Annotated in this window: 16 protein-coding genes, 1 tRNA gene, 1 other RNA gene and 1 pseudogene; 6 read left to right on the top strand and 13 right to left on the bottom strand. The window is 64.6% G+C overall.

What is annotated here, in order from left to right; genetic code table 11:
- Window positions 1–5 precede the first annotated feature (5 nt).
- From B7E02_RS06065 to cobC, 7 genes are all read right to left on the bottom strand, one after another.
- Entirely contained in the window at window positions 6–1,421 is a 1,416-nt protein-coding gene (locus B7E02_RS06065) for a ribonuclease catalytic domain-containing protein (RefSeq protein ID WP_080793962.1), read from the bottom strand.
- 39 nt (window positions 1,422–1,460) lie between these two features.
- An RNA gene (rnpB, locus tag B7E02_RS06060) (RNase P RNA component class A) lies at window positions 1,461–1,889 on the bottom strand.
- A gap of 136 nt (window positions 1,890–2,025) precedes the next feature.
- Window positions 2,026–3,339 (bottom strand): SLC13 family permease, encoded by a 1,314-nt coding sequence (locus B7E02_RS06055; RefSeq protein WP_080793960.1) that lies wholly within the window; start codon window positions 3,337–3,339, stop codon window positions 2,026–2,028.
- A gap of 225 nt (window positions 3,340–3,564) precedes the next feature.
- Window positions 3,565–4,692, bottom strand: a complete 1,128-nt coding sequence (locus tag B7E02_RS06050; protein WP_080793959.1) for a bifunctional RNase H/acid phosphatase — start codon at window positions 4,690–4,692, stop codon at window positions 3,565–3,567.
- Complete coding sequence (locus B7E02_RS06045) at window positions 4,689–5,408, bottom strand: zinc ribbon domain-containing protein (protein ID WP_080793957.1); 720 nt, start codon at window positions 5,406–5,408, stop codon at window positions 4,689–4,691. The genes B7E02_RS06050 and B7E02_RS06045 overlap by 4 nt, the downstream gene beginning before the upstream one ends.
- Window positions 5,405–6,559, bottom strand: coding sequence for a Nif3-like dinuclear metal center hexameric protein (locus B7E02_RS06040; protein ID WP_080793956.1), 1,155 nt, complete (start codon window positions 6,557–6,559; stop codon window positions 5,405–5,407). The genes B7E02_RS06045 and B7E02_RS06040 overlap by 4 nt, the downstream gene beginning before the upstream one ends.
- On the bottom strand, window positions 6,552–7,610 hold the full coding sequence (gene cobC, locus B7E02_RS06035) for an Rv2231c family histidinol phosphate aminotransferase CobC (protein ID WP_080793954.1): 1,059 nt from the start codon (window positions 7,608–7,610) through the stop codon (window positions 6,552–6,554). The genes B7E02_RS06040 and cobC overlap by 8 nt, the downstream gene beginning before the upstream one ends.
- A gap of 25 nt (window positions 7,611–7,635) precedes the next feature.
- Between cobC and B7E02_RS06030 the strand changes: the two genes are divergently transcribed.
- The 3 genes and pseudogenes from B7E02_RS06030 to B7E02_RS06020 all read left to right on the top strand — a co-directional run bounded on the left by B7E02_RS06030 (window position 7,636) and on the right by B7E02_RS06020 (window position 9,762).
- Window positions 7,636–8,292, top strand: coding sequence for an HAD-IA family hydrolase (locus tag B7E02_RS06030; RefSeq protein ID WP_080794468.1), 657 nt, complete (start codon window positions 7,636–7,638; stop codon window positions 8,290–8,292).
- Window positions 8,279–8,778 (top strand): annotated as a pseudogene (locus B7E02_RS06025) (low molecular weight protein-tyrosine-phosphatase). The gene B7E02_RS06030 and the pseudogene B7E02_RS06025 overlap by 14 nt, the downstream one beginning before the upstream one ends.
- A 33-nt stretch (window positions 8,779–8,811) precedes the next feature.
- A complete protein-coding gene (locus tag B7E02_RS06020; RefSeq protein WP_483862418.1) occupies window positions 8,812–9,762 on the top strand; it encodes an SURF1 family cytochrome oxidase biogenesis protein in 951 nt (316 codons plus the stop codon).
- On the opposite strand, the gene cbiB is transcribed toward B7E02_RS06020, so the two are convergent.
- From cbiB to B7E02_RS06005, 3 genes are all read right to left on the bottom strand, one after another.
- The gene (gene cbiB, locus B7E02_RS06015; RefSeq protein WP_179129665.1) at window positions 9,723–10,676 is read right to left on the bottom strand and encodes an adenosylcobinamide-phosphate synthase CbiB; all 954 of its coding nucleotides are present in this window, start codon (window positions 10,674–10,676) and stop codon (window positions 9,723–9,725) included. The two genes, B7E02_RS06020 and cbiB, sit on opposite strands and share 40 nt — an antisense overlap.
- Before the next feature lie 170 nt (window positions 10,677–10,846).
- Window positions 10,847–10,922 (bottom strand) — tRNA-Val (locus B7E02_RS06010).
- Window positions 10,923–11,033: 111 nt separating this feature from the next.
- Window positions 11,034–11,468, bottom strand: a complete 435-nt coding sequence (locus B7E02_RS06005; protein ID WP_080793948.1) for a DUF3052 domain-containing protein — start codon at window positions 11,466–11,468, stop codon at window positions 11,034–11,036.
- A 652-nt stretch (window positions 11,469–12,120) separates the two neighbouring features.
- On the opposite strand from B7E02_RS06005, the gene aceE reads away from it, so the two are divergent.
- From aceE to pntB, 3 genes are all read left to right on the top strand, one after another.
- Window positions 12,121–14,889, top strand: coding sequence for a pyruvate dehydrogenase (acetyl-transferring), homodimeric type (gene aceE / locus B7E02_RS06000; RefSeq protein WP_080793946.1), 2,769 nt, complete (start codon window positions 12,121–12,123; stop codon window positions 14,887–14,889).
- A gap of 168 nt (window positions 14,890–15,057) precedes the next feature.
- A complete protein-coding gene (locus tag B7E02_RS05995) occupies window positions 15,058–16,617 on the top strand; it encodes a Re/Si-specific NAD(P)(+) transhydrogenase subunit alpha (protein WP_080793944.1) in 1,560 nt (519 codons plus the stop codon).
- Between the two features lie 6 nt (window positions 16,618–16,623).
- The gene (gene pntB, locus B7E02_RS05990) at window positions 16,624–18,078 is read left to right on the top strand and encodes a Re/Si-specific NAD(P)(+) transhydrogenase subunit beta (protein ID WP_080793942.1); all 1,455 of its coding nucleotides are present in this window, start codon (window positions 16,624–16,626) and stop codon (window positions 18,076–18,078) included.
- Between the two features lie 71 nt (window positions 18,079–18,149).
- Here the strand turns inward: pntB and B7E02_RS05985 are convergent, their stop codons facing one another.
- From B7E02_RS05985 to B7E02_RS05975, 3 genes are read right to left on the bottom strand one after another with little or no spacing between them, the layout of a single operon-like run.
- A complete protein-coding gene (locus B7E02_RS05985; protein WP_080793940.1) occupies window positions 18,150–18,941 on the bottom strand; it encodes an ABC transporter ATP-binding protein in 792 nt (263 codons plus the stop codon).
- A gap of 6 nt (window positions 18,942–18,947) precedes the next feature.
- Window positions 18,948–19,883 carry an ABC transporter permease gene (locus B7E02_RS05980; protein WP_080793938.1) on the bottom strand — a complete coding sequence of 312 codons (936 nt, stop codon included), beginning with the start codon at window positions 19,881–19,883 and terminating at the stop codon, window positions 18,948–18,950.
- The gene (locus tag B7E02_RS05975; RefSeq protein WP_080793937.1) at window positions 19,880–20,860 is read right to left on the bottom strand and encodes an ABC transporter substrate-binding protein; all 981 of its coding nucleotides are present in this window, start codon (window positions 20,858–20,860) and stop codon (window positions 19,880–19,882) included. Before B7E02_RS05975 ends, B7E02_RS05980 begins: the two co-directional genes overlap by 4 nt.
- Window positions 20,861–20,965 lie beyond the last annotated feature (105 nt).

The following is a 20,965-nucleotide window of genomic DNA, read 5'->3' as shown; positions in this document are numbered from 1 at the left end:
ACAGCCTAATCGGCCGGCCAGACGAACTGGACGATCCTTCTGTCCACGTCCGCCCTGATCAGGGTCACTTCCTGGGTCGTTCCCTGTCTCGGTGCGCCCAGGCAGGCGGCCAGCACCGGCGGATCGGCGACAAACAGCCGGGACTGCCCCTTCTGCCCGTCGCTGGTAAGTACCACGGCCCGGAAGTTTTGCGCCACCCAGGGCTCGAGCACGGTGGCCTCGGTCAGGTCGAGGCAGGCGTTGTCGACCTGCCCGGCGAGGATCGAGGTAGCCCTCATCGACTCCACGACGCGGTCCTGGGTTTCAACGACCCATTCGGGAACCTCCGCGCCGGCGGCGATGGCGAGGCAGTGCTCGGTGGCGAAGCGGTCCACCAGTCGCCGCAGTGGCGCCGTGACGTGGGCGTAGTAGCCTCCGACCCCGGAATGCACCTCCGCGGGCTCCCGTGTGATGCTCAGATACCCGGATCCGCGCAACAGTTTCTGCGCTTCACGCTGCACCGCCATTCCGTTGGGGGAATCCGAGTCCACGCCTTGCAGGAACTCACCGATGTGCTGTTCAGGGGCGATCGGATAGCCCAGGGCACGCGCCTCCGCGCGGAAGGTGGCCTCGGAATCACCGGTGGCCGGTGCCAGGGTGCGCAGCAGTCCGTGCCCGGCGTCCACCATCATGTTTCCCGCCACCATTCCGGTGAGCAGGGAGATCTCCGAGTTGTAGTCCATGATCGGATGACGCGGCTCGATGATGATCTCATAGTGGCCACCCTGCCTTGGATCCACCACCCGAACCACTCGCTGGCTGGGGATGTTCAGGTTGATCGCCCTGCGCCGCAGCGCCGACATGCGGCGGAGCCGACCGACCTCGGGCAGCAGCTCGATGGAGGGATGGAGGGTGCCTGCGTCCATGTCCGCCTGCGCCTGATCATAATCCAGACGCGCCCGCGACTTCACCATCGCCCGGCGCACCAGGACCGCCGAATCCACGATCTCACCCTCGGCATCCAGATCGATCGACCAGACCACCGCCGGTCTTTGCTCGCCCGCGAGCAGGCTCGCGCGATTTTCGGAGAGCTCCTCCGGGTGCAGGCGTGCCGGCCCGTCGGGGAGATAGATCGTCTGGCCGCGCCTGAGCGACTCCGCCTCCAGGTCGGAACCGGGTTCAATGAACGCGGCGACATCGGCGATGGCGTAGTGCACGCGGAATCCGCCACTGATGCCCTCAATGCACACGGCCTGATCGAGGTCCCTGGACCCCTCGGGATCGATGGTGACAAATTCCATGTGCACCAGATCCTCGCGGGCATCTGCGAATCTGTCCCCCGCGACCGCGGCCTGCTCATGCAGGTGGGCGGGGAACGTGCGCTCGACCCCGAATTCCTCGGCGACGCCGTCGAAGTCAAGTACAGCCGCGTAGAGTTTCATGCGGACCCATTGTTCCACAGTGAAAAAAGGGGTGCAGGGCGAATGAGCCGATCGATAAGCCGGATTCTGTCTCCCCCGCGTGCGGGCCGAAGCCACATGTCACGCCGGAGCGGTGACCATCCATCTTGGGCAGTCATTGCTGACTGCCTCCAGCAGCTACCTGCAGGCCGGGCGAGCAGCCCGATAACACCTGCACAGACACACCGGTGGTGCGTCCTCATGCCTTGCTCCCGGTGGGGTTTACCTGGCCAGGCCAGTCACCTGGCCTGCCGGTGCGCTCTTACCGCACCCTTTCACCCTTACCGCCGGAATCAACCGGCGGCGGTCTACTTTCTGTTGCACTTTCCCGCGGATCGCTCCGGGTTGCCGTTAACAACCACCGTGCTCTGTGGAGTCCAGACTTTCCTCGGCCGATGCCTGGGCACACGGGGTGCCGGGTTCACCGGACGCGGTCACCTGAACGACTCATTCGCGAAGCACAACTCTACACCGCGAAGGCCGCAAAACCCAGACGGCCCGTGGTCGGCGCACGGCCCCCTGCGCCCCACGGGCAGGAGGTGCGCCCGGGGCACCGCGGGGACCGTCGTACCGGGTGGCCCCGGGATCAGATCGGCAGCAGCACCAGTGACCACGCCAGCAGCGGACCGAGCGCGACCACGACACCGGAGTAGATGAGCATCTGCCTGAAAAAGCGGTCGCGGTGACCGGCATCAACATTGGCCAGTACCATCGCGCCGTTGGTGGAGAAGGGACTGACATCGACCACGGTCGCGGCGATGGCGATGGCTGCGGCGGTGCCGACGATGGGCAGGTCACCGGACAGCAGGAAGGGGGACGCCATGGAGATGGCGATTCCTATGGTCGCGATCGAGGATGCCAGTGCGGAGACAATTCCGGACATGTAGCACAGCAGGAGCAATCCGATCATCGGGGCGCCCAGGGCCGCGATCCCTCCGGAAATAAACTCCACCGTGCCCGCCGCCTCCAGCACCTCGATGTAGGTGACCATGCCTCCTACCAGGACGATCGTGGACCAGGACACGTCGTTCAACGCCTTCTTGGAGGCCTCCGGGCGGTAGATGGCCAGGCATGCCCCGATGATCAGTGACAGGACCCCGATGTCGATGGCGAACACACCGGCCCCGATGACGAGTACCGCCAGGCCGATCAGTGTCAGCCACTGGAAGAAGGTGATCCCGGACGCCGTTGCGCCCTCGATCCTGGTCTCGGCGCGGGTGCGGGTGGCTCCACCGGAGTCCGGTTCCCCGGGTTCCCCGCCCTCAGGGTCCGGAGCATCCCGTCCCCGGAGCAGTTTCAGACCACCGAGGAAGCAGTAGACGATGAGGCCCATGATCACGTTGAACACCAGTGCCGTGCAGAACAGGGCGCTCTGGTGGTTGCCCAGCCCGTTGTCCGCCAGGAAGTTGTTCACGTAGATCCCGTAGACGCTCAGGGGTGACAGCAGCCCAGCCATTCCGCCGTGCACGACCATCATGCCCATCATCAGCTGGTTTATCCGGTAGCGGCGTGCGAAGGGAATCGCCAGTGGCGAAATCACCCCGATGCAGAAGATCGCTCCGATCGACATGAAAGCCCCTGTGATCAGGAAAAAGATCCAGGGCATCAGTGCGCGGTTGCCCCGCACGGCTTTCATCGACCACTCGAGGATGATATCGATGGTCCCGTTGCTCTGGGCGAAGCCGAAGAGATAGGTCAACCCCATCAGTGCCATCATCAGGCTGACCGGAAACCCAGAGAACACCTGACTGAACACGTCACCGGATTCGGTGTAGGCGGGGACGAACAGGGCAACGATGAATGCGCCCACCAGGCCGAGCACGCCCAGGTTGATATTTCTTATGGTGCCGATCAGGAAGATGAGGATCAAGACGCCGATAGTCAGAAACTCAAGACTCATAATGCCCCCGGGGTTCATTTCTGTCCCACCGACCTCCCCTCGGAGGTCAGGTGCGTGGATCAATAACAGTTGATGGACCTGCCGGGGAAAGGCGATCGGGGTGGGTCCGGAGCCGGCAGCAGCATCGTCGGACGCGGGGTGATCCTTGTGGGATCACCCCGGCCAACTCATGCACACGGCATTGATAGTAACCGGAGCATAGATGGCCACCGAATCCGGGTCGCTTCAGGCGTCGAGGTAGGAGGTGTCGTTGACCAGACGTACGCAGGTGGGTCCGTCCGCGTAGAACTCGGCGATGGACAGCGACGCCAGATCCAGATGCACCTTCTTGAACAGCGAGGGGCCGGCGTCCAGCGCCTGACGCAGAATGGATTTGATCGGGGTGACATGGCTGACCACCAGCACATTGGCGGCTCCGTAGCGGGCCTGCAGCTGCTCACGCGCTTTCTTTGCCCTGCGGTGCACCTGCTGCAGGGTCTCGCCCTCCGGTGGGGCGACGGCGCTGTCGCTCAACCAGACGGTGTGCAGATCCGGATCGGACTCATGGGCCTCGGCGAAGGTCAGACCGTCCCAGCGTCCGAAATCGGTCTCGATGAGATCTTCCATGATCTCCACCTCCAGCCCCAGCCTGGTCGCGACGGACTGCGCAGTCTGCCTCGTGCGGTTCAGCGGGGAGGACACGATCGCATCGATCCCGCCCCGGCGCGCGAGGAAATCCGCCGCGGCTTCGGCCTGATCGCGTCCGAGAGCGGAGAGATCCGGGTTGGAGATCCCCGAATACTGCCGTGCCGCCGACATCGGTGTCTGTCCATGGCGCAACAGCAGCAGCCTGGTCGGCTCGGAGGTAGCCCCGTTCCAATTGGAGGGTCTGGTGGCCGGGCATTTCAGGTCTGGCCCCCTCTCCGCGGCGGAGCCGCCGTCATCGACGGGCCCGACCGGCTTTCCGGCCGCCGCGGCGTCCATGGCCACGTTGGACAGGGCGTCGGCACGCTTGTTCTTCTCACGTGGGATCCAGGTGTAGCTCACCCCGCCGATCGCCGAGGCCAGGGCCGCGGCCTCCCCCGCCAGCTGCTTCATGTCCGGATGCTTGATCTTCCAGCGACCCGACATCTGCTCCACCACGAGCTTGGAGTCCATGAACACATCGACCTCGGTCGCACCGAGATCCCTCGCGGCCTTCAGCCCCTCGATCAGTCCGCGGTACTCGGCGACGTTGTTGGATGCTCTCGTTCCCACAACGTAGGCGATCTCACGCAGGGTCCGCGTCTTGTCCGCGTTGAGAACAACGGTGCCGGACCCGGCGATACCGGGATTGCCGCGGGAGCCACCATCGGCTTCGACTATGAGCTTCATGCGTGGTTACGCACCAGGTAGGAGCCGCATTCGGGGCACTGTGGGAGTACGTCGGCGGGGGTGTTGCGCACCAGGGCGATGGGTCCGGCGGGAAGAACCATCGCGCACCCCGTGCAGGATCGGCCGTTGAACTGGGCGACTCCCACGCCGTTCTCGGCTCGCTGCCGCTCATACTCGGCGATGACATCGGCGGGAAGAGATTCCGCAAGACGGGTGATGATATCCCGCGGATCCTCGACCTGTGCGGTCGCCGCGACCGCTGCGTCCCGTGCCTCCCGCGCACCCTCGATGCGCTGTTCCTGCTGCCGGATCCGCTCCTGTGCGAGATCGCGGTTGTTACGCAGTGCGTGGATCTCGTTGTGTGCCTCCTGCAGCTCACTCATGAGGTCGGCGATCCGTGACTTCGCGGTGTAGACATCGTGGGTGAGATCGCGGCGCCGTTCAGGATCGGTCTCCGCACCCAGTGCATCCTGACCGTCCTTCTTCCGGCGGCGCAGCTTCCGCTCGTCGGATTGGATGCGCAGGATCTCGTTGTCAATGTCGTCGACGGCCATCTGGGCGGCCGAGGCCGCATCGCGCAGCCGGATCTGCTCCGCCTCGAGCCGGTCGAGGGTCTCCTGCTCCGGGGACACCCTGCCGGATACTCCCGAGGCCAGGGAACGTTCGAGGTTGGCCAGTTCAAGGAGGGTTTTCTGTCTCTGCGGGTCCAGCTTCATGTCAAGGGCTCCTTGTGCGGTTGTGCGGACAGGGTCCACGGGTCGGTTCGAATGTTCAGCACATCAACCTCGATGTGCGGGGCCTGCACCTGGAGGATCTCCCTGACCTGGAAGGTCCACGGGAATTCGCTCGCCCAGTGCGCCGTGTCGATCACGGCGGGGCCACCTGCACGCAGGTACTCGTCCACCGGATGGTGGCGCAGATCGGAGGTGACGTAGACGTCCACCCCGAGCTTAATCACATCGTTGAGGAATCCGTCACCTGACCCTGAGGAAACGGCGACGCGCCTGACTAGTGCGTCCGGATCACCGCTCGCGCGGACTCCCCACACCGTCTCGGGCAGGTTGTCGGCCACCTGCTGCACAAAGTCCGCAAGGCGCATCGCCTCGGGCAGCTCGCCCACCCTGCCGAGCCCGAAGGCACTGTCGAGGGGGATTGTCGATTCCATGCCCACGATGTCGAAGGCGGGTTCCTCGTAGGGGTGCTGTTCGCGGAGTACGTCGATGAGGGTGTCGCGCAGGTGGCGCGGCGCGACGAACTCAATGCGCAGCTCCGGTGCGCGGAAAAGCTCATCAGGCTCCCCCTCGGTGAGGTTCGCCCCCTCGAGGGGGCGGAACTGTCCGGTGCCCTCCACCTCGAAGGTGCACTCGCTGTAGTCGCCGATGGTGCCTGCGCCGGCGTCGAAAAGCCTTCTTTTCACCTGGGCCGCATCCTTGCCCGGAACATGCACGCCCCATTTGTCCAATCCACCGAGGTAGCGCGGGGAGATGGGGCGGCCGGGGGTTATACCGACCAGTTCCGCGAGCTTGTCATTGACCCCGGGACGGGCGGAATCGGCGTTGGTGTGTGCGGAGAACAGCGCCACCCCGCCCCGGATCAGGGTGTGCAGCACCCTGCCCTTCGGTTCATCCGCGGCAACCGAGGTGACCCCGCGCAGCAGGAGCGGATGGTGGATGATGAGCATGTCCGCGCCGATGTCCACCGCCCGCTGGGCGACCTCCTGGGTGCAGTCCAGTGCCAGTGCCACCCTGCGTACCGGATTCTCCGGGTCGCCGCAGATCAAGCCGACCCTGTCCCAGCTCTCGGCCAGCGCGGGCGGGTAGGCCGCATCCATGATCTCTCGGATTCCGCCGACGGTCAGTTCACTCACGTCTCACGTCCTTAACACGGGTCAGTTCTTCCACGGCCTCCAGCAGTGCGTCCACCTGCTCCGGCGGACGCACCGCCAGGCGCCAGAACCTTGAGTCTAGCCCAGGAAAAGTATCGCATCGACGCACCGCGATGCCCCGTGCCGCCAGTCCGAGCCGCAGCCCCTCCGCGTCCCCGGGCGGGTTGACCAGAAGATAGGGCGCCCGGGAGGGGTGGACGTGGAAACCCGCCGCACCCAGGGATGCGACCATGTCCGCACGCTGCGCCGCGATGTCCGCGCTGATCCCGGGGAGAAACTCCCCTCCCCGATCCATCACCGCGATCATCGCCGCAAGCTGCAGCGTGCCCAGCGGCCAGTGCGGGCGGAAGGCCGCGAGCCTGTCCACCGTCTGCGGATCGGCGATGAGGAAACCACATCTCAACCCCGCGATCGACCAGGTCTTGGTCAGACTCCGCAGGACGATTAGACCGGGCAGCCTTCCGACCAGCGAAGCCATGGATTCACCTCCGGTGACATCGAGGAAGGCCTCATCCACGACCAGGAACCTCCCCGGGCGCGCCAGTGCGCTGAGCTGGTCAACCGGATGCAGCACCCCGGTGGGATTGGTGGGGTTTCCGATGACCACCATGTCCGCGGCCTCATCAACGGCGACGGTGTCCAGGGTGTAGGGGGCGGACATGATCACCTCCCCGACCGTGACCCCGGCATCCTCCAGACACGCCTGTGGTTCCGTGAATCCGGGATGAAGCACCACCGCACTGCGCGGCTGCAGACGCGACAATAGTGAAAAGCCCTCCGCGGCACCGTTGAGCAGCAGCACGTCGTGCTTGTCGACGCCCACCCCGGCCGCCACCGCGGCCACCGCACGACGCTGCAGCTCTGCGGGCGGGTAGGAACCCAGCCGCGGAATCTCATCGATGAGGACCCGCTGCAGCCATTCCGGGGGCGAGGGCGAGACCACGTTGACGGCGAAATCCAGCCTCGCCCCGGCTGCCGCCTGATCACCGTGATAGCGGAGGGGATGACCACTGTTGACACTCACCACATTCATACTACTTTCTGGCAGAGTGGTGACCGTGAATGAACAGAATCAGAAAACCCTGCTTTTCGATCTAGACGGCACGCTCGTGGATTCCTTTCCCGGCATCCGCGCCTCGTTTCTGCACACCCTCAGGGCGATGGACTGGGAGGTCCCCGGGGAGGAGCGGATCGCCCGGGTCCCCGGACCACCGATGGAATGGACCCTGCAGGATCTGGGTATGAGCCCGGAGCAGGCGAAGCGCGGCCTGGCGATCTACCTGGAGGACTACGGCAGGGTCGGCTGGGACATGTCATCCGCGTTTCCCGGGATGCGCCAGCTGCTGATCAGACTGAGGGAGCAGGGGTACCGCCTGTGCACCGCGACCTCCAAGGGCGAGTTCTTCGCCGAGAAGGTGCTGCGCAAGTTCGACATGTTCGATCTCTTCGACTTTCTCGGTGCCGCCCAGGAGAAGGGGCCGCGTCGGGGCAAGGCCCAGGTGATCCGGCATGTGATCGATTCGGTGGGCCTCGACGATCACGAGCGGGTGCTCATGATCGGCGACCGTGAGCACGACATCGAGGGATCCACGGAGTTCGGCATCGACTGCGTCGCAGTCACCTGGGGCTATGGAACCCCGGAGGAATGGGCACGCGCCCGGTATATCGCGGAGACACCTGAGCAGCTCGAGGAGATCATCCATGAATGGTCCTGAACCAACCCGCCCGCTGGAGGTGGTGTTCGTCTGCACCGGAAACATCTGCCGCTCACCGATGGCGGAGATCATCACGCGCAGCCGTGCGGAGGAGGCCGGCCTCGGCGATCAGGTGATCTTCTCCTCCTGCGGCATGGGTGACTGGCAGTCGGTCAACCCGCCGACCGCCGGGCGGTGGCCGAACTGTCGCGGCACGGCTATGACGGCGCGGCGCACCGCGCCGCCCAGCTCGGCCCCGAGCACATGCGCGCCGATCTGTTCATCGCGCTGGATTCCGGCCACGCCCATGAGCTGGCGGCCACAGGTGCACCGAATGAGAAGATCCGTCTGCTGAGGTCCTTCGATCCGGAGTCGGAACCGACCGACGACGTGGCGGATCCCTACTACGGAACCGACTCCGATTTCGCACTCACCAGAGAAAACATCGAGGATGCCGTCCCTGGAATCCTCCGGTGGGTGATCGATCACACTGAGTCGCGCACTTAGGCGATCGGGGAAACTGGATCTAAGGTGATGGGTGTGAAAACCAGGGAACAGGGAAAAGATCACGGTTCCGACAGCAGCAGCCGCAGGCCCCGGGGAAAGGGCCTTCGGGCCTTTCTCACGCCCGGCTGGCTGATCTCGGCGGTCCTGATCGTGGCGTTCTCCTATGCGGCGATCACCATGCTCGCCCCGTGGCAGTTGAATAAGGACGCCGATATCACCAGCAGGAACCACCAGATCCAGGAGGGTTTCAGCAACGAGGTGGTCCCCTATTCCGAGCTTGTCGACGCCGACGGCACCGTCGCCGATGACAACGAGTGGTACCGCGTCTCACTGACCGGCCACTATCTGCCCGGTGACGAGGTGCTGCTGCGCCTGCGCCCGGTCGCTGACAACCCCGCGTACCAATCGCTGGTCCCCTTTCAGCTCGACGGAGGCCGCGTCGTCCTGGTCAACCGCGGCTACATGCCCTCGAAGGGCAATGTGGTTCCGGAGATGCAGGCGGCGCCCTCGGGTGATGTCACCGTCGTCGGTTTCCTCCGCAAGAATGAGAGGGTCCCGGGTTCCGCTCCCATGAGTGATGCCGGCTACCAGCAGGTTTATGGAATCAACACCGGGCAGATCGGTGAGTTGACGGGCCTTGATCTCGGGGAGGATTACGTCCAGCTGGCTGAGGGAGAGCCCGGTGTCCTGACCCCCATGCCGATTCCCCAACTGGACCGGGGCAGTCACCTGTCCTACGGGTTCCAGTGGATCGCCTTCGGAATCATGGCACCCCTGGGACTGGGATACTTCATCTGGGCGGAGCTGCGCGAGCGGCGCCGTGACAGGGCCGAGCGCGCCGAGATGTCAGCGACCACCGTCACCGAGGCCACACCAGCGGAGGAGACCCCCACCGTCTCGCAGGTGCGCCGTCGATCCCGCTACGGTGATCAGCACCCGGATCACTACTCGCACTTCAACAAGCGACACGAGGAACGCTTCTGACGCACCTTCCGTGCCCCGGCCGCCAGCACCACTGCAATCAGGGTGCTGGCGATCTGCGTTGTCCGGGACAACGACACCGCCCGGCGCACCGTCGCCACGTCCGGGTCCCCGCCCCGGCCCATGACCGGTCGCAGCTCCGCGCCGTGACCATAGACGGTCAACCCGCCGAGCCGCACCCCCAGTGCCGCGGCGGCAGTCGCCTCCACCGGTCCGGCGTTGGGGCTGGGGTGCGCCGGCGCGTCCTCGCGCCACGCGCGAACCGCCTCCGCACCGTTGCCGTGCAGGGCTGCCAGCGCGGTGTGGACACCCGCGGTGAGGCGTGCGGGCAACCACGCGGCGAGATCGTCGATTCTCGCCGATGCCCAACCGAAGTCGCGGTAGCGGCTGTTGCGGTAGCCAACCATGGCATCGAGGGTGTTGATGCAGCGGTGCGCGACCACCGCGGGCGCCCCACCCACGCCGGCCCAGAACAGCGTCGCGATCGCCGCGTCGCTGGTGTTCTCCGCCAGTGACTCCACAGTGGCGCGAGCCATGCCCGCGGCGTCGAGAAGCTCCGGATCCCTCGAGCACAGCCAGGGCACGAGTTCCCGGGCACCGTCGATGTCGCCCTCCTCCAGGCGCGCGGCCATCCGGAGTCCGGTGTCCTCAAGCATCGAGCCGCCCAGGCAGGCCCACAGCGCCACCGCCGTGGCTAGCGCCGGGGCGCGGCGCGCGATGACCGCGCTGAGGACCACCGGGGGCAGGACCGCGGCCGCCCAGAACAGCGCCCCGCGGGTCCGGGACGGTGCGTAGAGACGCTTCTCCAGCTCGGATGCGTAGGCTCCGAACATCGCGACGGGATGGAAGGGACCCGAGGGGTCGGCGATGATGCGGTCGGCTGCCACTCCGGCTGCAATTCCGGCTACTCTGTGCATCGGAGATCGGGCTCCTCGGACTTGAACAGGGTTGACCATCTCAATGTAGCGGAAGCGTCGGGATCGTGTGCCCGGTCGATCATGCCCCCTGATGTGGGCGGATTGTGCCCGCGAACAAGAAAACAGGCCGGGACGGTTAATGCAAAACCTGTCCTGACCTGCTTCAACAATGGTGCGCCCTGACGGGCTCGAACCGCCGACCTGCTGGGTGTAAACCAGCTGCTCTTCCAGCTGAGCTAAAGGCGCGCACGCAACCCCGGGCCACACCTCTGCTCGTGGTGGCCCGAAATCACCGGTTGAAATGTTAACACAAGGTGACGGCGACGCGGAAACCGCAGGTCACCTGCGGGGCCGGGACTAGACGATCTTCTTGGTGCCCCGCTGGACCAGGCAGGAGCCCTGCCACTCACCGAGCCGTTCCGCCTTGGTCTGGACCAGTCCCGCCAGTTGTGCGGATTCGGAAATGACCCCGGAGGCGAGCGCCTCCGGCTTGCCAGCACCCGGGCTAAGGAGCCAGATTCGACCGTTGTCCGCGAGCGAGCGGATGCAATCCACGAGGCCGTCAACGAGATCCCCATCGCTCTCGCGCCACCAGAGCAGCACGACATCACACAGCTCGTCGGTTTCTTCATCGAGGAGTTCCTCACCGATGACGTCCTCGATGGATTCACTGATCAGCGAATCGCAATCGTTATCCCAGCCAACTTCCTGGACGGAATGGCCCGATTGGATGCCGAGGAGTTGAGCATAATCCTGGGCACCCTGCTTGACTGCGCCCGGAGCGTCGGCCACTGTAATGTTCCTCCTGATAGATAGTGCCCCGCCGGAGTTCGGCCACGCTGTGCGGCAATCGGCTCCGGAAGAGACGTATTTCCTTTATACGCAATGCACAATACCGTCTCCCCCTATGGTTTTCCCAGACTTAAATGGATTATTTTGGGTCCGGCGTTGAAAAAGCGGCACGGAACTGGGCAATCATCGACCTCATTCGTGACATGAAAACGGCCTTTTATTCCCCACCCGGACACCGCGAACCACGGGGTGAGAGAAAGCTCACAGCATTCCGACAACTCCTACCACCCCTGCAAACGCCGACTAGACTTTTTGTTAACTTTGCGAACTTTCACCTCCCACGTCCCGTCCACTCGAACACAGTGGTCAACCCGCGTCATAGATCACATCAAGGCCGAGCGTGAGATATCTTGTAAAGCCCGGTGCCGCTCCACCGGTGTACCGCTGCAACCTCACTGCCGGGGTACCGGTGCGGCCTCCGGAGCAATCCCGCGTATTCTGGGAAATGACTTGTGCGTTGAATTCCGGGAAGATGCGAGACGCTGAGTGCTGTTCCCTACGTCCAGCTCCAGGCGGTACCCCATCTTTGCCGGTTCTTGTCGGGCAACTGACCGCATGAACGAAAACAAACATTCCAACAGGAGGTGTGGAAATGGCCGATCAAGCAAAACTTGGTGGCAAGCCCTCGGATGACACGAACTTCGCGCTGATCCGCGACGGCGTTGCATCTTATCTCAACGATGCCGATCCGGAGGAGACCAATGAGTGGATGGACTCCCTCGACGGACTCCTTCAGGATTCATCCCCGGAGCGCGCCCGTTACCTGATGCTGCGGCTGCTGGAGCGGGCCTCCGCGAAACGCGTCTCACTGCCGCCGATGACCTCGACGGACTACGTCAACACGATCCCCACGTCCATGGAACCCGACTTCCCGGGGGACGAGGAAATTGAGAAGCGCTACCGCCGCTGGATCCGCTGGAACGCCGCCATCATGGTCCACCGCGCCCAACGTCCGGGGATCGGGGTGGGCGGGCACATCTCCACCTACGCCGGCGCCGCCCCACTCTACGAGGTCGGCTTCAACCACTTCTTCCGCGGCAAGGACCACCCCGGTGGTGGTGACCAGATCTTCTTCCAGGGACACGCCTCGCCGGGCATGTACGCCCGCGCCTTCATGGAGGGACGTCTCAGCGAGGACGACCTCGACGGATTCCGCCAGGAGGTTTCCCGCCCGCAGGGTGGCATCCCCTCCTACCCGCACCCGCACGGAATGAAGAAGTTCTGGGAGTTCCCCACGGTGTCCATGGGCCTCGGCCCGATGGATGCCATCTACCAGGCGCGCTTCAACCGCTACCTGCACAACCGAGGCATCAAGGACACCTCCGATCAGCACGTCTGGGCGTTCCTCGGTGACGGCGAGATGGATGAGCCCGAGTCACGCGGACTCATCCAGCTGGCCGCACTGAACAACCTGGACAACCTGACCTTCGTGGTCAACTGCAACCTGCAGCGTCTCGACGGCCCGGTGCGCGGAAACACCAAGATCATCCAGGAACTGGAGTCCTTCTTCCGCGGCGCCGGCTGGTCCGTGATCAAGGTCGTCTGGGGGCGCGAGTGGGATGCGCTGCTGGAGAAGGACAAGGACGGCGCGCTCGTCGAACTGATGAACAACACCTCCGACGGTGATTATCAGACCTACAAGGCCAACGACGGCGCCTATGTCCGCGAGCACTTCTTCGGCCGCGATCCACGAACCGCCAAGCTCGTCGAGGACATGACCGACGCGGAGATCTGGAAGCTGCCCCGCGGTGGACACGACTACCGCAAGGTCTACGCAGCCTACAAGCGTGCCCTTGAGACCAAGGACCGCCCGACGGTCATCCTCGCCCACACCATCAAGGGATACGGACTCGGACACAACTTCGAGGGCCGCAACGCCACCCACCAGATGAAGAAGCTGACCCTCGAGGACCTCAAGCTCTTCCGCGACAAGCAGGGCATCCCGATCTCCGACGAGGAACTGGAGAAGGATCCCTACCTGCCCCCGTACTACCACCCCGGCAATGACACCGAGGAAATCGAGTACATGCAGCGGCGTCGCCAGGAACTCGGCGGCTATCTTCCCGAACGCCGGGAGAACTACGAACCCCTGGTCGTTCCGCCGCTGGACAAGCTGCGTTCGGTGCGCAAGGGCTCCGGCAAACAGCAGGTGGCCACCACGATGGCGACCGTGCGCACCTTCAAGGAGCTCATGAGGGACAAGAACCTCGCCGAGCGCCTGGTCCCGATCATCCCGGATGAGGCGCGCACCTTCGGACTGGACTCCTGGTTCCCGACACTCAAGATCTACAACCCGCACGGCCAGAACTACGTCCCCGTCGATCACGACCTCATGCTGTCCTACCGTGAGGCCAGCGACGGTCAGATTCTCCATGAGGGCATCAATGAGGCCGGTTCCCTGGCATCCTTCATCGCCGCGGGCACCTCCTACGCCACCCACGGCAAGGCCATGATCCCGCTGTACATCTTCTACTCGATGTTCGGTTTCCAGCGCACCGGTGACTCGATCTGGGCCGCAGCCGATCAGATGACCCGTGGCTTCCTCCTCGGCGCCACCGCGGGACGCACCACGCTGACCGGCGAGGGCCTTCAGCACATGGACGGCCACTCCCCGATCCTGGCCTCGACCAACCCGGGTGTCCTCAGCTACGATCCGGCGTTCTCCTACGAGATCGCGCACCTGGTCCACCGCGGCATCGACCGCATGTACGGCCCGGGCAAGGGTGAGAATGTCATCTACTACCTCACCATCTACAACGAGCCGGTCCCGCAGCCGGCGGAGCCCGAGGATCTCGATGTCGAGGGCCTGCACAGGGGAATCTACCTCTACTCCAGGGGTGAGGGAACCGGTCACGAGGCCTCCATCCTCGCCTCCGGTGTCGGCATGCAGTGGGCGATCAAGGCCCAGCACATCCTCCGGGACGAGTACGGTGTGCGTGCGAACATCTTCTCCGCCACCTCCTGGGTGGAACTGGCCCGCGACGGTGCCCGCCGCAACCGCGAATTCCTCCGCCACCCCGGCAGCGATGTGGGTGAGGCCTTCGTGACCACCCAGCTCAAGCAGGCATCCGGCCCCTACGTCGCGGTGTCCGATTTCGCCACCGATCTGCCGAACCAGATCCGGGAATGGGTCCCCGGGGACTACACGGTGCTCGGCGCGGACGGTTTCGGATTCTCCGACACCCGGCCCGCGGCCCGACGCTACTTCAACATCGATGCGGAGTCCATCGTGGTCGCGGTCCTCAACGGACTCGCCCGCGAGGGCAAGATCGACGAGTCCGTGGCCGCCCTGGCCGCGGAGAAGTTCCAGATCGCGGATCCGACCTCGGTGTCGGTACCGCTGGACGCACCGGAGGAGTAACCACCCCCCGCTCACACCCCGCGCACTCCCGCTCAAGGTCCCACCTTGGACGGGAGTGTGCCTTTTCTGTGATTCTCCCCATTTCCGATATGCCTGGTTATGTCCGGTTGAGGTACTAGAATTGGATCCGGAAATGAATGCGGAAATTTAACGTGTGAGGAGTGCCCAGTGCTCATCGGAGTGCCCCGGGAACCGGATCCCGAGCAGACGCTCGTGGCCGCAACCCCGGATACCGTGGCCAAATTGATCAAGCTCGGATATCAGGTCGATGTGGAAAAGGGTGCAGGCGCCGCGGCCTCCTACCCCGATGATCTGTATGCCGCGGCCGGAGCCGGGATCGTCGACCACTCCGTGTGGGGAAACTCGGATATTATAACCACCCTGGACACTCCGCCCGCGGAGATCCTGTCGGGGATCCGTCCGGGCACCGTGCTCATCGCCCGCATGGCCCCGGGACGCCACCCCGAACTGGTGGAATCCCTGGCGCAACAGAGGCTGACCGCCCTGGCCATGGACGCGGTCCCGCGCATCTCGCGCGCCCAGTCCATGGATGTGCTGTCCTCGATGGCGAACATCGCCGGCTACCGTGCGGTCATCGAGGCGGCCTCCCACTTTGGCAGGCTCTTCACCGGGCAGGTCACCGCGGCGGGCAAGGTTCCCCCGGCGACGGTGTACGTGATCGGAGCCGGCGTCGCCGGCCTCGCCGCCATCGGTACCGCCAATTCCATGGGCGCGATCGTCCGGGCGACCGACCTGCGCCCGGAGGCGGGCGAGCAGGTGGAGTCCATGGGAGCGGAGTTCGTGGCCATCCCCGCCGAAACAAGGCGATCCGAGGACGGCTACGCCAGGGAGATGACCGACGATCAGGCGCGCGCGGCCGCGGCCCTCTACGCGCGGGAATCGGCCATGGCCGATATCGTGATCACCACCGCGAACATTCCCGGCCGCACCTCCCCCATCCTGCTCACTGCGGACGATGTCGCGGCCATGCGACCCGGCTCGGTGATCGTGGACATGGCCGCGGCCAACGGGGGAAACTGCGAACTCACCCGCCCCGGTGAGGTGTTCACCACCGACAACGGAGTGCGCATCATAGGATACACCGATCTGGCGGGGCGGCTGCCCGGGCAGGCCTCGCAGCTTTACGGGCAGAACATCGTCAATCTGCTGACCCTGGTCACCCCGGACCGCGATGGCCGGGTGGTGCTCGATCTGGAGGATGAGATCGTCCGCGGCATCACGGTGACCTACAACCATGTAAGGGACGGACGCGAACTCACGGACATCCTGTGGCCGCCCCCGCCGGTGAAGGTGTCCGCCGCCCCGTCGGTGGCGCCGGCGGAGGCCCCGCCCGCGGTGCCCACGGGCGCGGAGGTGGGCGTCGAGAAGCGGGGTGCCTGGTGGAAATGGGTGGCCGGACTGCTCGGAGTGGCCCTCGTGCTCGCCAGTCCCGCTCAGGTCAGTGCCGATTACATGGTGCTCATGCTCGCGGTTGTGGTCGGCTTCTACGTGATCACCTCGGTTACGCACTCGCTGCACACACCCCTGATGTCGGAGACGAATGCGATCTCCGGAATCATCCTGGTCGGTGCGATCCTGCAGGTCGGTTCCGCCAACCTCGCGGTCTCGATCATGGCCTTCGCCGCGATCGTGGTGGCCTCGATCAATATCTTCGGTGGCTTCACGGTCACCCACCGCATGCTGAGCATGTTCACCAGGGAGGCCTAGGACATCATGACAACACCATTTGCCGAACTCCTGACCTGGACCACACGCGGGACAAACCTCGCATACCTGCTCGCCGCGGTGCTGTTCATCCTGGCTCTCGCGGGACTGTCGAAGCAGGAAACCGCCCAACGCGGGAACACCTTCGGTATCGCGGGCATGGCGATCGCGCTGGTGGCCACCATCATCAAGGCCCTGGTGCAGTCGCACACCGAACCGGAGCATTACCGCTCCGCGCTGACCACCGCCATCCTCATCGCGCTGGCCATGGCGATCGGCGCCGGAATCGGCATCCCGCGGGCACGCGGGGTGGAGATGACCGGTATGCCCGAACTCATCGCGCTGCTGCACTCCTTCGTCGGACTGGCGGCGGTACTCATCGGCTTCAATTCCTGGCTGCACCCCCAAGGCCTGACCGCGGACATGGAATCCTTCCACCTCGGCGAGGTATTCCTCGGCGTGTTCATCGGTGCGGTGACCTTCACCGGATCCATCATCGCCTATCTGAAGCTGTCGGGGAAGATAAAGGGAGCCCCGCTGACCCTGCCAGGACGCAATCTGCTCAATCTGGGTATCCTCCTCGCCTCCCTGGCGTTCATGGTGATCTTCATCCTCAGCGGAGGGCACGGGGTGTGGGCGTGGGTGTCCATCATCGCGATGACCGTGCTGGCGCTCCTGCTCGGGCTGCACCTTGTGGCCGCCATCGGGGGCGGTGACATGCCGGTGGTGGTCTCCATGCTCAACTCCTACTCGGGTTGGGCGGCGGCGGCCGCGGGTTTCATGCTCTCCAATCCGCTGCTGATCATCACCGGCGCGCTCGTCGGCTCCTCGGGTGCCTACCTGTCCTTCATCATGTGCCGGGCGATGAACCGTTCCTTCATCTCGGTGATCCTGGGCGGTTTCGGTTCCGACGGCGGTGCCGTGGCCGATGACCGTGACTACGGCAGCCACACCGAGACAAGCGTAGCCGAGACGGCGGAGCTGCTGCGGGAGGCGAAGAATGTCATGATCACCCCCGGATACGGCATGGCCGTCGCGCAGGCGCAGTATCCCGTCGCCGAGCTGACGCGGAAGCTGCGCGAACGCGGCGTCAACGTCACCTTCGGTATCCACCCGGTCGCCGGCCGGCTCCCCGGCCACATGAATGTGCTCCTGGCGGAGGCGAAGGTCCCCTATGACATTGTCACGGAGATGGACGAGGTCAACGATGACTTCGACACCGTCGACGTGGTGCTGGTCATCGGGGCCAATGACACCGTCAACCCGATCGCCTACGAGCCCGGCTCCCCGATCGCGGGCATGCCGGTGCTCAAGGTGTGGGAGGCGGAGCACGTGATCGTGTTCAAACGCTCCATGGGCGCAGGCTACGCGGGTGTGCAGAATCCGCTGTTCTTCAACGACAACACCGATATGCTCCTCGGCGACGCGAAGGACTCCGTCAACGGCATCATCGCCGATCTGTGAGCACCCACGCGTGACGACGCCCGCCCCAGCTGTGCTGGAGGCGGGCGTTCGGGTTCACCTGGGGATGCCCGCTAACCCAGAAGAGCCTTGTCGGACAGGGTCGCCCCCTTGATGGTGGCGAACTCCTTCAGGAGATCACGGACGGTCAGCTTCTTCTTCGTGGCCTGATCGGCCTCGTAGACGATCCGGCCCTCATGCATCATGATCAGCCGGTTACCCAGGCGGATCGCCTGCTCCATGTTGTGGGTGACCATCAGGGTGGTCAGCCCACCCTGGTCGACGATCTTCTGCGTCAGCGTGGTCACCAGCTCCGCGCGCTGCGGGTCGAGTGCTGCGGTGTGCTCGTCGAGAAGCATGATCTTCGGGTTTGTGAAACCCGCCATGAGCAGTGAAAGCGCCTGGCGCTGGCCGCCGGAGAGCAGTCCGACCTTCGCGGTGAGTCGGTCCTCGAGTCCCAGCTCCAGGGTGGTCAGCTGCTCCCTGAACTCCTCGCGCCGCTTCGTGCTCAGGCTCAGACCCAGACCCCGGGGTTTCCCGCGCAGCAGCGCCAGCGAGAGGTTCTCCTCGATACTGAGGTTGGGCGCCGTTCCCGCGAGCGGGTCCTGGAAGACCCTGCCCACGTAGCGGGCGCGTTTGTGTTCGGACATCCTGTTGACCACGACACCGTCGATGGCGACGGTTCCGGTGTCCACGAACAGCCGGCCAGAGACGGCGTTGAGGAGTGTGGATTTGCCCGCGCCGTTGGAACCGATGACGGTGACGAAATCCCCCTCCTTCATTTCCAGATTCAACCCATCGAGTGCACGGCGCTCATTGACCGTTCCGGGGAAGAATGTCTTTCCGATACCGGAGATCTTCAGCATCAACGCCTACACCTCCTTTCCGGCGACGGCGGGTGCGGGTGCGTCCTTCTTGGTGCCCGCCGCGGCGGGCGCGGCGGGCTTGCGGGAGAATCTCCCGCTCAGCGCCTTCCACCTGGGCAGCAGCAGAGCGATGATCACCAGCAGGGCGGTGATCGCCTTCATGTCATTGGGGTCGAGCCCCACGCGTAGTGCAGCGAAAATGATCAGGCGGTAGAGCACGGCGCCGATGATAACGGCGATCACCGACATCCACACCCGACGGTGACCGAAGACTGCCTGGCCCATGATCACCGAGGCGAGGCCGACGAGGATGAGGCCGATACCCATGGAGATGTCGGCGAAGCCCTGGTACTGCGCGATCAGTGCGCCGCACATGCCGACGAAACCGTTGGACAGGGCGATGGTCAGGGTCTTGGTGAAATCGGTGGAGACACCGAAGGACTGGACCATGGGGGCGTTGTCCCCGGTACCGCGCAGGGAGAGTCCGAGGTCGGTGTTGAGGAACCAGATGACCACGCCACCCAGGAGGAGAACCGCCACTGCGAGGATCCCCGGGCCGGCCCAGGTACCCAGCAGGCCGGCGTCGCGCAGCGGGGTGAAGATGGTGTCCTGGCGCAGCAGCGGGACGTTGGCTCCGTCCATGATCCGGAGGTTGATCGACCACAGCGCAATCATGGTCAGGATGCCGGCGAGCAACCCGTCAATCTTGCCCTTGGTGTGCAGTAGGCCGGTGACCATACCCGCGATGAATCCGGTGACGAATCCGGCGAGCGTGGCCAGAATGGGATTCCAGCCGGCCATGATCGCCATTGCGGAGGTGGCCGCCCCGGTGGTGAAACTGCCATCGACGGTCAGGTCGGCGAAGTTGAGCACCCTGAAGGTGAGGAAGACACCAAGTGCCATCACACCGTAGATGAGACCGACTTCGACGGCGCCGATCATACGCGTTCAGCCTTGTCCAGGATCTCCTGGGGGATGGTGACGCCGACCGCCCTGGCCGCATCCTCATTTATCACGTAGGTGAACTCGGTGGCGGTTTCCACGGGCATGGTCGCCGGATCCGCACCGTCCTGCAGGATCCGCAGTGCCATTTCGCCGGTCTGGCGGCCCAGTTCGGTGTAGTCAATGCCGAGGGTGGCGATCGCCCCTCCCTCCACGGTGCCGGCCTCCGCCGCGATCACCGGGATCTGCTTCTGCTCGGCCACCTGGACCAGGGAGGAGATGCCGGAGACAACCATGTTGTCGGTGGGCACGTAGATCGCATCGACGTCACCGAGCGCGTCAACTGCCTGCTGGATCTCGTTGACGGTGGTCACCGTCTGGGTCTTGACCTCAATGCCGAGCGGCTGTGCGGCCTTCTCGACGGCGTCGACCTGGACCTGGGAGTTGACCTCACCGGAGGCGTAGACGATACCGATGGTGGAGGCATCGGGAACCAGTTGCTTGAGCAGTTCCAGCTGATCCTCGATGGGAGCCGCGTCGGAGGTTCCGGTGACGTTGCCGCCGGGAGCCTCATTGGAGTCCACCAGCTCCGCTGACACCGCATCGGTGACGGCGGTGAAGACCACGGGTACGTTGGTTATGTTCTGCGCCGTCGCCTGCGCCGCCGGTGTTGCCACGGCGAGGACCAGGTCGAGGTTGTCCGAGGCGAACTGCTGGGCGATCGTCAGTGCAGTGGACTGCTCACCGTTGGCGTTCTGTTCCTTGAAGTCGACGTCAACGCCCGCATCGGCGAATGCCTCCTTGAACCCTTCCGTTGCGGCATCCAGCGCCGGATGCTGAACCAGCTGGTTGATGCCGATGGTATAGGAATCCCCACCGGCGGAATCGGAGCCGGAGGTATCGCTGGAGCAAGCGGAAAGGACCAGGGCACCTGCGGTCACAATTCCGGCGAGGAGCTTTGTGCGTGGAGCGGTCATGAGTAGTCTTTCTGTCGGCGCGGACAAATTAGGGAGTCGGCTCTGTGAGCTGATTCATGATTTGAAGATACTTGTTCTGCAGCTCATTAGGCCAACCGGGTGACC

This window comes from Corynebacterium pacaense (genome assembly GCF_900169525.1).
GTDB lineage: Bacteria > Actinomycetota > Actinomycetes > Mycobacteriales > Mycobacteriaceae > Corynebacterium > Corynebacterium pacaense.
This window is presented reverse-complemented; position numbering and strand designations above follow the sequence as displayed.